Annotated in this window: 14 protein-coding genes; 11 read left to right on the top strand and 3 right to left on the bottom strand. The window is 48.2% G+C overall.

Features of this window, described 5'->3' with window-relative positions; translation table 11 throughout:
- Window positions 1-3 precede the first annotated feature (3 nt).
- Window positions 4-942, top strand: coding sequence for an AEC family transporter (locus AC0YNT_RS02295; protein WP_475803138.1), 939 nt, complete (start codon window positions 4-6; stop codon window positions 940-942).
- Here AC0YNT_RS02295 and AC0YNT_RS02290 read toward each other — a convergent pair.
- From AC0YNT_RS02290 to AC0YNT_RS02280, 3 genes are all read right to left on the bottom strand, one after another.
- Window positions 920-1,273, bottom strand: coding sequence for a toprim domain-containing protein (locus tag AC0YNT_RS02290; protein ID WP_475803137.1), 354 nt, complete (start codon window positions 1,271-1,273; stop codon window positions 920-922). The genes AC0YNT_RS02295 and AC0YNT_RS02290 overlap by 23 nt on opposite strands.
- 141 nt (window positions 1,274-1,414) lie before the next feature.
- Window positions 1,415-1,534, bottom strand: a complete 120-nt coding sequence (locus AC0YNT_RS02285; RefSeq protein WP_139230780.1) for a dihydroorotate dehydrogenase — start codon at window positions 1,532-1,534, stop codon at window positions 1,415-1,417.
- A 127-nt stretch (window positions 1,535-1,661) separates the two neighbouring features.
- Window positions 1,662-2,825, bottom strand: a complete 1,164-nt coding sequence (locus AC0YNT_RS02280) for an MFS transporter (RefSeq protein ID WP_475803136.1) — start codon at window positions 2,823-2,825, stop codon at window positions 1,662-1,664.
- 165 nt (window positions 2,826-2,990) lie between these two features.
- Between AC0YNT_RS02280 and AC0YNT_RS02275 the strand changes: the two genes are divergently transcribed.
- From AC0YNT_RS02275 to AC0YNT_RS02230, 10 genes are all read left to right on the top strand, one after another.
- Window positions 2,991-3,449, top strand: coding sequence for a hypothetical protein (locus tag AC0YNT_RS02275; RefSeq protein ID WP_475803135.1), 459 nt, complete (start codon window positions 2,991-2,993; stop codon window positions 3,447-3,449).
- 46 nt (window positions 3,450-3,495) lie between these two features.
- The gene (locus AC0YNT_RS02270; RefSeq protein ID WP_475803412.1) at window positions 3,496-4,650 is read left to right on the top strand and encodes a transglutaminase domain-containing protein; all 1,155 of its coding nucleotides are present in this window, start codon (window positions 3,496-3,498) and stop codon (window positions 4,648-4,650) included.
- Window positions 4,651-4,670: 20 nt separating this feature from the next.
- A complete protein-coding gene (locus AC0YNT_RS02265) occupies window positions 4,671-6,731 on the top strand; it encodes a peptidoglycan D,D-transpeptidase FtsI family protein (protein WP_475803134.1) in 2,061 nt (686 codons plus the stop codon).
- Between the two features lie 236 nt (window positions 6,732-6,967).
- A complete protein-coding gene (locus AC0YNT_RS02260) occupies window positions 6,968-7,888 on the top strand; it encodes a metal ABC transporter solute-binding protein, Zn/Mn family (protein WP_475803411.1) in 921 nt (306 codons plus the stop codon).
- Between the two features lie 23 nt (window positions 7,889-7,911).
- The gene (locus AC0YNT_RS02255) at window positions 7,912-8,724 is read left to right on the top strand and encodes a metal ABC transporter ATP-binding protein (protein WP_475803133.1); all 813 of its coding nucleotides are present in this window, start codon (window positions 7,912-7,914) and stop codon (window positions 8,722-8,724) included.
- 7 nt (window positions 8,725-8,731) lie between these two features.
- Complete coding sequence (locus AC0YNT_RS02250) at window positions 8,732-9,688, top strand: metal ABC transporter permease (RefSeq protein ID WP_475803410.1); 957 nt, start codon at window positions 8,732-8,734, stop codon at window positions 9,686-9,688.
- Window positions 9,685-10,557, top strand: a complete 873-nt coding sequence (locus AC0YNT_RS02245) for a metal ABC transporter permease (protein WP_475803132.1) — start codon at window positions 9,685-9,687, stop codon at window positions 10,555-10,557. The genes AC0YNT_RS02250 and AC0YNT_RS02245 overlap by 4 nt, the downstream gene beginning before the upstream one ends.
- Before the next feature lie 179 nt (window positions 10,558-10,736).
- A complete protein-coding gene (locus tag AC0YNT_RS02240) occupies window positions 10,737-11,489 on the top strand; it encodes a Cof-type HAD-IIB family hydrolase (protein WP_475803131.1) in 753 nt (250 codons plus the stop codon).
- Window positions 11,490-11,496: 7 nt separating this feature from the next.
- Complete coding sequence (locus AC0YNT_RS02235) at window positions 11,497-11,982, top strand: DUF456 domain-containing protein (RefSeq protein WP_475803130.1); 486 nt, start codon at window positions 11,497-11,499, stop codon at window positions 11,980-11,982.
- A 13-nt stretch (window positions 11,983-11,995) separates the two neighbouring features.
- Window positions 11,996-12,721, top strand: coding sequence for a ThuA domain-containing protein (locus tag AC0YNT_RS02230; protein ID WP_167280506.1), 726 nt, complete (start codon window positions 11,996-11,998; stop codon window positions 12,719-12,721).
- Window positions 12,722-12,745 lie beyond the last annotated feature (24 nt).

Genomic DNA, 12,745 nt, shown 5'->3' with positions numbered 1-12,745 from the left:
GCGATGGATATCTTTTGGCACATATTATGGAGTAACGTACTGCCGCTCACATTGATGATAGCTGTTGGCTTCACAATGCAGCGGCTTTTTTCATTGGATATCAAAACCTTATCGAAGCTGAACTTTTATGTATTTTCTCCATCGGTTATCTTTAATCTGCTGTATACAACGGACATATCTGCGAGCTTGATCGGGCAAGTACTCCTGTTTGTTGTCCTATTTATGATGTTACAGGCTATTATTGTGGAGTCGGTTGTCCGCTTAAGGGGACTTGAGGGCGGTATGCGCGGGGCAATGCGCAACAGCGTATTGTTCTATAACAGTGCGAATTACGGGATTCCGCTTAACCAGCTTGCCTTTGCTGCTAATCCCTTTACCTTATCGATTCAAATTATCGTGATGGTGACCCAGTCCTTACTGCCGAATACATATGGGATTTATAGTGTGAATGCCCATAAGATGAGCTTGCGGGCAACGATGCGGACCATTATGTCGCAGCCTATTATTTATGTGATCCCGCTCGCCTTCCTGCTGCATGGATTTCAGATTCAATTGCCGCAGCCGATCGTAACACCTATTACTTATCTGTCAAATGCCTTTATTGGTACAGCGCTTGTTACGCTTGGTGTGCAGCTTGGTAATATGAAGTGGGAGCTTAACCTGGTTCTGATCAAAAATGTATTGCTCGCAAACGGCCTGCGCCTTGTCGTTGGACCGGCATTAGCTGCGCTTGTAGTCTGGGGACTAGGATTTTTCTTATCCATTGATCATCTGATGGCGGCCGCTTTAATCGTGTCTTCATCCGTGCCGACTTCACTAAGCAGTGTCCTGCTGGCTGTAGAGTTCGACAATGAGCCTGAATTTGCTTCACAGACCGTATTTCTTTCAACCGTGCTCAGCATTATAACCGTTGCTGTCGTTATATTCCTTCTTCATATTTAACAGGGTATTGGATGTAAGACTCGAGACCGGCTTTTTCAAATTGTTCAATGAGGTAATCCTCAGGCGTATGTTCTACACCTGGATAACCTCGGCGGGTATAGATATGTTCGGCATCAGGGAATAGGTCCCGGAGAATACCTCGGATCCGCTTGCCGGAGGAATCATTATCTGTGAAAATAAATACGTCTTTGCTGCCTACCTGCTTACGCAGCTTCTCAAGCTGGAGGGTGCCAGGCGTCCCGAAGGTGCAGAAGATTGGTACTGCTTCACCGAGTACTCGGCGAATACGGCTTTTGTCGTTTTTGCCCTCTACAATAATAGCGATATCCATTGCAGTCACCAGCCTTTTATTCTGTAGGTTCTTATGTGTAGTGTAGCCAAATTCGCTCCTTGTGAGCAAGAAAAAGATTCCTAATAAAAAGGGGACGGAGCATGGGCTCCGTCCCGTTTTCATTGTATTCAAAGGGGAATCTTAATGGCAGATTGTGCAGATGATGATTACGAGCAGGATGAACAATACGAGGATAGACCCCACATTGTTAAAGCCGCCTCCGCGATGATCGCTTACAGGTGAAACATGAATTTCAGACATCTAAGTCACCCCTCTCTAGCAAGCTTCAACGTCATGCTGACCGGACATTCCTTTGTGTATCCGCTCTTGTTGATGGCCTCATGACATAGTGCATTATATGCCTGGGGGAGCAAGTGGCCATGTGTATTCACCTAGATTTAGGAAAAATGGGTGTGAGCGTAGTTCTTCTTCGGTGGAAAGGTAAGATAGATACACCAATCATCAGACCTAGAAAGGCCAAATAATACGGAGATAGTACGTCACGCAGCTGGCCGGCAAGCATCGGGCCAAGGAAGGCGCCGATCGAATAAGCAATCGACAGGACCGAGAAGGTTCGACCGTAGCGAGCCCCCCCGCTAAGCTCGATAAGCAGTGTGGAGATCGCAGGGAGGATGATCCCTTTACCCATCCCGACGAATAGCAGAAGCAAAGCGAAAGGCAACGGTGTATGAGCGGCTATTACAAAATAAACGAGAGCTAGTGCCAGCGCTCCCCATAACGTCCGGTAATAAGAAGAGAGCTTATTGAGGAACAGCATACTTAGTGTAATTAAGGCACCGATACTGACAACAGAGAACAGCAGCCCTGTTTCCATCATTCCTTCCGCGGAGGTAGACATAAGCGGAAGCTCGAAAGAGAGAATGCCCTGTGCGCAGCTGATTCCAACTGGCAGTGCGTAGACAAGCCACGGAATGGGAGCAGCCTCAGCGAGAGCTGGTTTGATACCTTTAGATTTCTGCTCCTGCTCCTCGCTGCTTGGCTGTGCCTTAATGTCACGAATGAAAAATAAGGCACAGACGGCTGTAACGACAAGCACCCAGCCGAGCAAATAGAAGGCGGTTGTGAAACCGATCTTTGCAACCATATAGGCACCAGCTGCCGGTGAGACGACAGTTGCCAGCGTATGGACAAGTCCATTACCGGCCATAAACTTCCCTTGCTGCGTGCGGTCGTTAGAGATGCGTGCGAGCAGAGCAAGGCAGGCCGGAGATAGAAAGGCTAGTACAAATCCACTGATCGAACGCAGCACAAGCAGCTGCCACGGATCGGTAACCTGGGATTGGAACAGCAATACAATACCAGCCCCCATAAGACTGAAGACGATAAACAGCCTGCTGCCGAACCGATCAACCCCATACCCAGCCATGATGTTCCCAGGCAAATGAGTAATGGAGTACATCCCCATCATCAAACCGATGAAGGAGGGAGCAGCCCCTAGGGAGATCGCGAATGGGGTAAGAATCGGATACTGCGCGTGCAGATCAAAGAACGCGACGAATAGAAATAAATAAAGCCAGATTGCGGTTTTCAACAGGCTGTTCCTCCTTGCGAAAAACATCTTAATCTACTTGTACGTAAAAGATGGACAGGATATGTCTCTATCGAATGAGGAGCCTTACGTTTACGGCATATTATGGGTGGGTTATAATGTTTGATAATAGGACATTGCACGAGTTATAATAGGGGGGATTCTTTTTTGGATAATTACTTTGATTTTTCCGGTTATGATTGGGATACTTGGAGCACCTTTTTACAAGACCATTGGCTTGTGCTCGTCATTGCACTTGTTGTATTGCTCTTTATCATTCGAGTCGTTAAGACTTTCGTGAAATGGGCGTTAGTACTTGTTATTGTTGTTGGTATTGTTGCTTACAGCGGATATACCCTTGATGATGTGAAATCAATTGGCACGCAGGCGATCGACAGCTTGAAGCAGGAAGCCGTATCGGCGATGGCTGGTGAAGTAGAAAAAGCGACATTCACCTCCAATTCGGATGGTACCTTCACTGTAAAGACAGAGAATCTGGAGCTGACAGGTGTACCAGGCGCAGGCGAAGTTAATGTAAAGTTTCACGGCAAATCAGTTGGCACGATGAAGATTGATACGACCATTCAGGCGCTTATTGACCAAGCGAAGGCGAATGGCAAAGTATAGATATAGTTAGATAAGAAAGCGTAAGACGCAAGGAGGGGTGAACTTGATGGAATGGATTCGCGCAGGGACGGTATGGGAACCGGTCTCGCTGATCGTTCTTCTCCTTCTGCTCGGTTCGCTGCTGCAAGGAATGAGAAGAGGCGCGTCGGGTTCAGCGAGGCGTCTTTTCTTTTTTGTTTGGGATGGGATCCTCATTATCATTTGTCTTGTTCTTGCAGGACAAATCGCTGGCAGCCTATCTCCTCGAGCAGCAGATTGGCTTAGCGCTCATGTAGAAATACCGCAGCGGGAGCTTAGTGCAACTTCGCAGGCTTGGTATACGTTTATTACAAGTCTGCGAGATTTCGCCTTATTAAGGTACGGTATTCTGTTCCTTGCCGCCTATCTGCTGCTTCGGTTCGTTGCATCTTTCCTTTCACCGCTGCTCGAGACCTTGTTCGCAAGCCGACAGCGTCCGGGCAGACATGAGAGCATAGAACGTCTTCCTGGCGGAGGTGCAGCAAGCCGTGCAGCAGGTGCTGTATTTGGTACGGTTCATGGAGCGGGACGTGCTTTCGTGTTTGTAGCAGCGTTGTTTATTTACGTATCACTCTCGCCAAACGGCATAGGGTCGGGATTGATTCAACAATCGCCGTTATACATGAAGGCATCTGCCGTACTAGAGCCGGTTGCGGGAGATATGCTAGCTGAACGCGGGCCTGTTCTCGCCGAAGCTGTACAGGCGGAGTTCCAAAACGTACTGCAGCGTAAATACGAAATTATCGACTACAATATTCCGCCGGATATTGAACAAGCAGCCCTTCAAATTACAAAGGACAAGACTACCGAAGAAGAGAAGGCTCGTGCTTTGTATGATTGGCTGGGCAGTCGGATTGCGTATGACTGGGACAAAGCAGATAATTATGTGGAGAACGGGATTTGGAAGGAACAGAATCCGCAAGAAACGTTTGATACCCGCAAAGGTGTCTGTATCGATGTGGCGAGACTTTACGCCGTCATGGCCCGCGCTTCTGGTCTCGAAGTGAAAGTTGTTACCGGAACCGGTCTGGATGGGCGGGGAGGCTCCGGTCCACATGCTTGGAATGAAGTCCAAATCGGAGGCAAGAACGGAACCTGGATTCCACTCGATGCTACTTGGGCATCCTCTGGTGATTGGTTTAACTCGCCAGGCTTTGAAGCAACACATATTCGCGCAACTTAATTTAGATGAGGTGACTTGGCTTGCATGATGATCCGCAGAAACGGGAAATAACGAATCGGCGTCATTTCTCGTTTCGATTGAACTTTTTCTTTTTCATTGTATTTGGACTTTTTAGCGTACTTATTATTCAGCTTGCAATTTTACAGTTTGTTGATGGACCTAAGCTAAGCGCACAGGGCAGCAAGAAGAGCACGCGCAGCGTCAAGATTGCACCGATTCGCGGTAATATTTATGATTCGTCAGGTACGCCAATTGCGTATTCGACTTCAACACAATCGCTCTATTTTACAATTTCCCCTGACTTTAAGAAGGATGATTCTGAAGCGATTGCAGAAAAACTGGCAGACGTATTCGATAAATACGGAGACAAAGATCCTAAAAAAGCGATGACAGTTGATGATATTATCCGGCAGATGGATTTGGATTTCCGGATCAATACGATTTCTACGCCTAGACGGATTAAGTCTGGTCTAACCAAAAAGGAAATCGCCTACTTTATGGAGCATCGCACAGAGTTCAAGGGCATTGATATTGTAGAAGAAAGTGTTCGTAACTACAGTAACGATACAGTTGCGGTTCAATTGGTTGGTTATTTGAAAAAGTTTAAAGGTGTTCGTGAATCGCTGGACTTCTATAAAGAGAAAGGCGAGGAAGATAATGCTCAGCTTCAATATCTGGATGAAGAGGATGTTGGGTTCGACGGCCTCGAGTATATGTATCAGGATATATTACGCGGTAAGAATGGCTTGAAGACGTATCCGGTCAACAATGCGGAGCGTATTATTGGTCCCGTACAGATTACGAATCCGCAAAAGGGTGATGATCTGTATTTGACGATCAACCGTAACGTTCAATTAACGACGGAAACCGCGATTATGGATCAGATCAAAAAGATCAGCACCTCGACAAATAGGCTCGAGCGGGCGGAATATGCGAAGACGGGTTATGCCGTAGCGATGGAAGTTGATACAGGCAAAGTTATTGCAATGGCGAGTATGCCAGACTATGACCCTAACATCTTCGCCGGGGGGAAAATCAGTCCTGAGGATTATGCTAACTTCGAAGCCGTATTATCTAACGGTACAATAAGAGAGGTATTCGCAAAATACGCGACGGATAAAGAACGTAACCAGCATCCATCCTCCCTTGTGCCTCCGGGCTCGACGATGAAGCCATTGTCTATCCTGATTGGCCTCAAAGAGAAACTGTTTACAACATCAAGCACGTATAACGATACCGGCGCATTCTTCTTTGGCGCCGAAGGGCATCAAGTACGTATTGGTAATGCTTCAAATCATGCTTACGGTCTGCTTGATCCAGCATCTGCTATTGCTCACTCTTCGAATCCATTTATGGCGGCGATGGTCGGGAATCAGATGTATAAGAAATATAACGGCAAAAAAGGTGTAGATGTTTGGGACAGCTATATGAAGGAGTTTGGACTTGGCGTCTTGACCGGCAGTGGTCTAAGAGGCGAATCCAAAGGTACCATCGACTACTACCATGAAGCAGAAACAGCCAGCGCTCAATCGGCCTTGGTGCGGGCAGCGTTCGGCCAGCAGGCGCGTTATACACCACTGCAGTTGGTACAATATACTGCGATGCTTGCCAACCATGGCAAACGGATGAAGCCGCAGTTCGTCAATGAAATTAAGGATGCCGATGGAAATGTTGTTCAGACCTTCCAGCCGGAAGTCCTGAATTCGGTGGATTTCCCTGATAACTATTGGGCAGAAATCGAAAATGGTATGTCGCGCGTTAACGTGCAGGGCTTCGAGGGTGTAACATATACCTATGAGAGAAAGACAGGTACAGCTCAATCCGATGTAGCTGGACGACGCGCGGATAATGCGGTATTTATCGCGTATGCGCCAAGAGAGAATCCGAAGCTAGCTGTAGCAGTAGTTATACCGGACGGTGAGTTCGGCGGTTGGGGTGCTGCTCCAATTGCCCGGAAGATCTTTGATGCTTACGATTATGAGTTTGGCTTAAACGGTACACCGGGCAAGCTGAAGAATCAAGCAAACAACACGGCGAATACGGGTACAACGGGTACTACTGATACAACAAATCAGCCGTAATATGACGAAAAAGAAGCTGTTATTAGAGATTCGAAAAGAATCTTTAAGAACAGCTTTTTTTTATTGAAACTTCCTCGATTAAATTTCGTAAAAAGTTGCATCAGAGAAACACTTTTGAATAGTATAAACAAAGAGGCGTTAAGCTAACTAATGTTCGTCCAGGCAAAACATAAGGGTAGGGGGAACAGGAAGTGCAGTTATCCAAGAAAACAAATTCCGCGATCAAGCGATTTATTATGACGATCTTATTCCTGGTAGTCAGTGTTCTTCTAATGACGGCTTGTGGAGCCGAGCAGAATGGCGGAGGTGCAGGCGACGGCAAACTTAAGGTTACCGCTACGACAGGCATGATTGCAGACGTGGTGAAGGAAGTAGGAGGCGGCGATGTTGTGGTGACCGGCCTGATGGGAGCTGGAGTAGACCCCCATTTATATAAAGCGTCGTATGGTGATGTGAAGAAGCTGGACCGTGCGGACATTATTTTTTATAACGGACTGCATTTGGAGGGGAAAATGGCTGAGATGTTCGAGAAGCTGGAGAAGCGAAAGCCTACGGTTGCTATCTCTTCACGGATACCGGAGTCACAGCTGCGAGCATTCCCTGGTGGAGGGAGTCAGTCGCATGACCCGCATATTTGGTTCAATGTGAAGATGTGGATTTCGGCAACGGAAGTCATCAGGGATTCCCTGATCGAGAAGGATCCTGATCATGCTGACGGATACAGAGAGCGTGCAACTTCGTATATCGGACAATTGGAGGAGCTAGACCAATATGTTCGTGAGCAAATTGCTACAATCCCGGAAGCAAGCCGAATCCTCGTTACCGCTCATGATGCTTTTGGTTACTTCGGTGATGAGTATGGGCTTCAGGTAACGGGTCTGCAGGGAATGAACACGATGTCAGAGTATGGCTCTAAGGATGTTAGCTCCCTTCGGAATTTCCTGGTTGAGAAACAGATCAAAGCAGTCTTCATTGAGTCCAGTGTTCCGAAGAAAGCGATTGAGTCCGTAATCGAAGGCGCACGATCAATGGGACATGAAGTTAAGATCGGCGGAGAGCTGTTCTCTGATGCGATGGGAGAAGCCGGTACAGAGGAAGGCACGTATATCGGAATGGTTAAGCATAATGTGGATACGGTTGTTCGAGCACTGCGATAAACGGATGAAAGCGAGTGATGGTGATGTCGAGAACAGATTCAAAGTCTACAACATTTGTGATGGAACGGGAGGCTATTGCTCCTCCGTTAACGGTTAATGGGCTTACCGCAGCTTATCAGAAAAAACCGGTATTACGCGGCGTCTCCTTTACGGTTACGGAGGGAGAGCTGGTAGGCGTCATCGGTCCTAACGGGGCAGGTAAATCAACGATGATGAAGGCGGCTCTTGGCCTTATTCCGCGTCTTAGCGGCGAAGTGCTGGTATACGGCAAACCTTACAAACAACAGCGGAAGCTGGTTGGTTATGTCCCGCAGCGTGAATCGGTCGACTGGGATTTCCCAACGAATGCGCTTGATGTCGTCATGATGGGCAGATACGGTCATCTAGGCCTGTTCGGCCGTCCAGGCGCAAAGGAACGTGGAATTGCCATGGAATGCCTGGCTAAGGTTGGAATGGCGGACTTCGCTTCGCGTCAGATCAGCCAGTTGTCCGGTGGGCAGCAGCAGCGTGTGTTCCTCGCACGTGCTCTTGCACAGGACGCGAGCTTGTACTTTATGGATGAACCATTTGCCGGCGTTGATGCTGCCACGGAGAAAGCCATCATTACGCTGCTGCAGGAGCTGAAGCAGGAAGGGAAGACGGTTATTGTCGTGCATCATGACCTTGCGACGGTTGAGGAATATTTTGATTCCGTGCTGCTGCTTAATGTAGAGGTAATGGGCTACGGCAAGACAAAGGATGTTTTTACACAGGATTTATTACAACGTACTTATGGCGGGAGATTGGCATTTCTTGACCGGAGCGGGTTGGCGCAGCCGGACATCACGAAAGGGTGAGCGGATTATGAATACGTTATGGACGCTTCTTCATGACCCGAACATGCGTTGGATTTTTATCAGCTGTACGCTGCTTGGTCTAAGCAGCGGCGTTATTGGCTGCTTCTCATACTTGCGTAAGCAAAGCCTCATGGGCGATACGCTTGCTCATGCTGCGCTGCCGGGTATTTGTATTGCGTTTATGCTGACGGGTACAAAATCTATTCTGTACTTTCTGATCGGAGCAGGTCTTGCGGGAGTGGTGGCGACCTTTGGTATTGGTTTAATCACGAGGCATTCGCGTATTAAGCATGATTCGGCCATGGGGATTGTTTTATCCGGATTTTTTGGCCTTGGCATCGTTCTCCTGACAATTGTTCAGCATGGCGGCTATGGTAATCAGGCAGGGCTTGATAAGTTTCTGTTTGGCCAGGCGGCGTCGATGATTGGTTCGGATGTGCTGACTCTGTCAATCGTAAGTCTATTCCTGATAACAATTTGCTACTTCTTGTTCAAGCAGTTCAAGCTAGTATCGTTTGATCCTGGCTTTGCCAAAGGGATCGGTTATTCGGTTGGCTTTTACGAGCAGCTGTTAATGCTTCTGATGGTTGTCGCCGTTGTTGTAGGCATTCAGGCTGTTGGTGTCATTCTGGTTGCGTCCTTAATCATTACGCCTGCAGTATCCGCCAGGTACTGGACGGACCGGCTTGGTGTAATGGTGGCCGTATCCGGTGTATTTGGAGCGATAAGTGGTGCAACGGGGGCAATTGTCAGTTCGACTGCATCGAGTCTGCCAACGGGGCCGCTTACCGTCCTTGCAGCAACAACATTATTTGTACTATCACTATTGATTGGCTCGAAACGAGGGCTGCTTATCAGAAGACTGGTCCAGCAGAGAATGAAGCGGAGACTCGGATTCGCTTATGAAGAACAGGCAGCAACAGCAAGTGTGGATGAGCGGATAAACAAGGAGGCGGCATTATGAGCGACTTCTGGATTTTACTTACCGGCGTACTGGTTGCAAGCTGCAGCGGTATCCTTGGTGCCTTTCTCGTTCTGCGTAAAATGGCGATGATCGGTGATGCGATCAGTCATTCGGTTATGCCGGGTATCGTTATTGCGTTCCTGCTAAGCGGCTCGCGGGATTCGCTGCTCATGATGGTTGCTGCGATGGCCTGTGGCCTATTTGCGGTATTCCTCATACAGCTGTTCCAGCAAAAAGGCGTGCAGGCTGATGCTTCAATTGGCGTGGTGTTCACCGCGTTATTCGCAATTGGGGTGCTGCTCGTCAGCTTGTTTGCTAGACAGGTGCATCTGGACCAAGACGCCATTTTGTATGGCGAAATCGCCTATGTGCACTGGAATACATGGATTGTAAACGGAATTGATCTAGGGCCAAAAGCGGTATGGCTGCTCGGTGGGACTTTGATCATAATCGTAACGGTAATCAGCTTGTTCTATAAGCAGTTCAAGCTGATCTCTTTCGATCCGGCGCTTGCTGCCGCCTTAGGTATTCCGGTTGCATTGTTCCATTATTTGCTGATGGGCATGGTATCCATGGCAACGGTGAGCTCTTTCGAGAGTGTTGGTGCTATTCTGGTTGTTGGGATGCTCATCATCCCGGCAGCGACCGCTTATCTTCTGACCGACCGGCTGGGGATGATGATCCTGCTAAGCGTAGGTGTTGGTATCACGAGCACTTTCATTGGTTACGGAGCTGCTGTTATTATAGATGCTTCCATAGCTGGCTGTATCGTATGCGCGGCAGGCATCCTGTTCGTGCTGGCGTTTCTATTCTCACCATCACATGGCCTCGTTGCCAAGAAGCTGCGCCTGCGCAAGCTTGCCGCTTAATAATAAGCCTCGCCCTTTAGCCCCGCCCCTTAACAGGGCGGGGCTTTTTTGTGTCCCATATTCGTTGAACCTTTCCTAGGTTATTCAACGTTAATAACTATAGGCAGTTCCTTACGTTTGGAATCTCCCTAATCTGTGCTAAAATATTGCATAGTAGATATAGGCAGGAGGTTACATACATGGGGAATTACAAATTAATAGCTCTTGATATGGACGGTACACTGCTGAACGAGCAAAGCGAGATCAGCAAGGAGAATGCCGAATGGATTCAGCGCGCGCTTGATGCCGGTATCACGGTCAGCTTTTCGACGGGGCGTGGGTTCCGCGGGGCGCTACCGTTTGCGGAGCAGCTAAAGCTGGAGACACCAATGATTACGGTCAATGGCAGCGAGATCTGGCAGAAACCGCATGTGTTGCACAAGCGTACATTGATGAGCCCGGTGTATATCAAGCAGCTGCATGAGCTTGCTTTGAAGCATGAAGGGACATGGTTTTGGGCCTACTCAACAGAGGGGATCTATAATCTTGAAAAGTGGATTGATCCATCGACGACCTATGAAGACCATCATTGGCTCAAGTTTGGCTACTATACGGAGGATGACGGCGTTCGTAACCGCATCCTGCACGAAGTAACCGAGTGGGGAGCACTTGAGATTACCAACTCCTCCTTACAGAACCTTGAGTTGAATGCGAAAGGCATCACGAAGGCGAGTGCAATTCGTGAGCTTTGTACGATGCTTGGTATCGAGATGTCGCAGGTTGTAGCTGCCGGTGACAGTTTGAACGATATTGCCGCTATTCGTGAAGCAGGACTTGGAGTAGCGATGGGCAATGCGCAGCTGGCTGTGAAAGAAGCGGCTGATGTCGTGACGTTATCCAATAACGAGGACGGCGTCGCAGAGCTCATCAAACAATATGTATTGAAAGGTTGATGCCTAAGTGGATATTTTAGGCTGGTCGCTGGTCGTCATATTATTTGTAGTCGGGATGGCTGGGGCTATCTGGCCGATACTGCCCGGCGTATTTGCGATCTATGGTGCTTTTTTCGTATACGGGTTCTTCTTCTCGTTTGAGCCGTTTGGCTGGGTATTCTGGACGATACAATCGTTAATTCTTATCGTCCTCATCATAGCCGACCATGCGGTCAGTGCGTGGGGCGTACATCGATTCGGCGGCTCCAAGGCGTCGATTATCGGTAGTACGATAGGCCTTATTTTGGGTCCATTTGTTATACCAGCCTTTGGTCTTATCATTGGTCCATTTGCCGGAGCTGTGATTGGTGAGCTTGCTGTTGGGTCAAATATCGAAAAATCGTTTAAGGTTGGCATCGGCTCATTAGTTGGGTTATTGACAAGTGTTGTTGTAAAAGTTATTCTTCAAGCCGTTATGATTGTTTTATTTATTATTTGGCTAATGTCCAATTAGGGAGATGAAAACGATGGTTAGAGTTACAGTATGGAACGAGTTTTTGCATGAGAAAGAGCATGAGGAAGTAAGACAGGTTTATCCAAATGGTATTCATAACGCATTGGCGGAAGGCATTCGTACGGAAGAAATCGTGGTTCAAACTGCAACGCTGGAAGAGCCGGAGCATGGCTTGACCGAGGAAAAACTGAACAACACCGATGTTCTGATCTGGTGGGGACATATGGGCCATGAGCGGGTTGAAGACGCTATTGTTGAGCGGGTTCATCAACGTGTTATGGACGGCATGGGCTTGATTGTTCTGCACTCCGGCCACTTCTCGAAAATTTTCAAAAAGCTGATGGGTACCGGCTGTGATCTGAAATGGCGTGAAGCAGGCGAAAAAGAGCGGATCTGGACAGTTAATCCGGCCCATCCAATTGCTGCAGGCATTCCGGAATATGTAACACTTGAGCATGAGGAAATGTACGGCGAGCACTTTGATATTCCAGCACCAGATGAGCTCGTATTCGTCAGCTGGTTCGAAGGCGGCGAAGTATTCCGCAGCGGCTGTACGTTCTTCCGTGGACAAGGCAAAGTGTTTTACTTCCGTCCTGGTCATGAAACTTACCCTACTTACTACAACAAAGAGGTGCTTCAGATCATTCGCAACGGCGTCAACTGGGCAGCACCATCTGGTGCAGCGAAACCTGTCCGCGGCAACCATCAGCCGCTTGAGCCAATCAAGGGTAATGCCTAATCTGCTTAGGCAGGTAATCGCAGA

The sequence above is a fragment of the Paenibacillus sp. J22R56 genome, assembly GCF_056269375.1.
Note: the sequence above shows the minus strand (reverse complement) of the source record. Positions and strands in the feature narration are given on the sequence as shown.

Coding starts and splice junctions, on each gene's coding strand:
- AC0YNT_RS02260 (WP_475803411.1), top strand. CDS start 6,968: ATGACGATCTTATTCCTGGTAGTCAGTGTTCTTCTAATGACGGCTTGT.
- AC0YNT_RS02250 (WP_475803410.1), top strand. CDS start 8,732: ATGAATACGTTATGGACGCTTCTTCATGACCCGAACATGCGTTGGATT.
- AC0YNT_RS02230 (WP_167280506.1), top strand. CDS start 11,996: ATGGTTAGAGTTACAGTATGGAACGAGTTTTTGCATGAGAAAGAGCAT.
- AC0YNT_RS02240 (WP_475803131.1), top strand. CDS start 10,737: ATGGGGAATTACAAATTAATAGCTCTTGATATGGACGGTACACTGCTG.
- AC0YNT_RS02245 (WP_475803132.1), top strand. CDS start 9,685: ATGAGCGACTTCTGGATTTTACTTACCGGCGTACTGGTTGCAAGCTGC.
- AC0YNT_RS02285 (WP_139230780.1), bottom strand. CDS start 1,534: ATGTCTGAAATTCATGTTTCACCTGTAAGCGATCATCGCGGAGGCGGC.
- AC0YNT_RS02295 (WP_475803138.1), top strand. CDS start 4: ATGGATATCTTTTGGCACATATTATGGAGTAACGTACTGCCGCTCACA.
- AC0YNT_RS02290 (WP_475803137.1), bottom strand. CDS start 1,273: ATGGATATCGCTATTATTGTAGAGGGCAAAAACGACAAAAGCCGTATT.
- AC0YNT_RS02270 (WP_475803412.1), top strand. CDS start 3,496: ATGGAATGGATTCGCGCAGGGACGGTATGGGAACCGGTCTCGCTGATC.
- AC0YNT_RS02255 (WP_475803133.1), top strand. CDS start 7,912: ATGTCGAGAACAGATTCAAAGTCTACAACATTTGTGATGGAACGGGAG.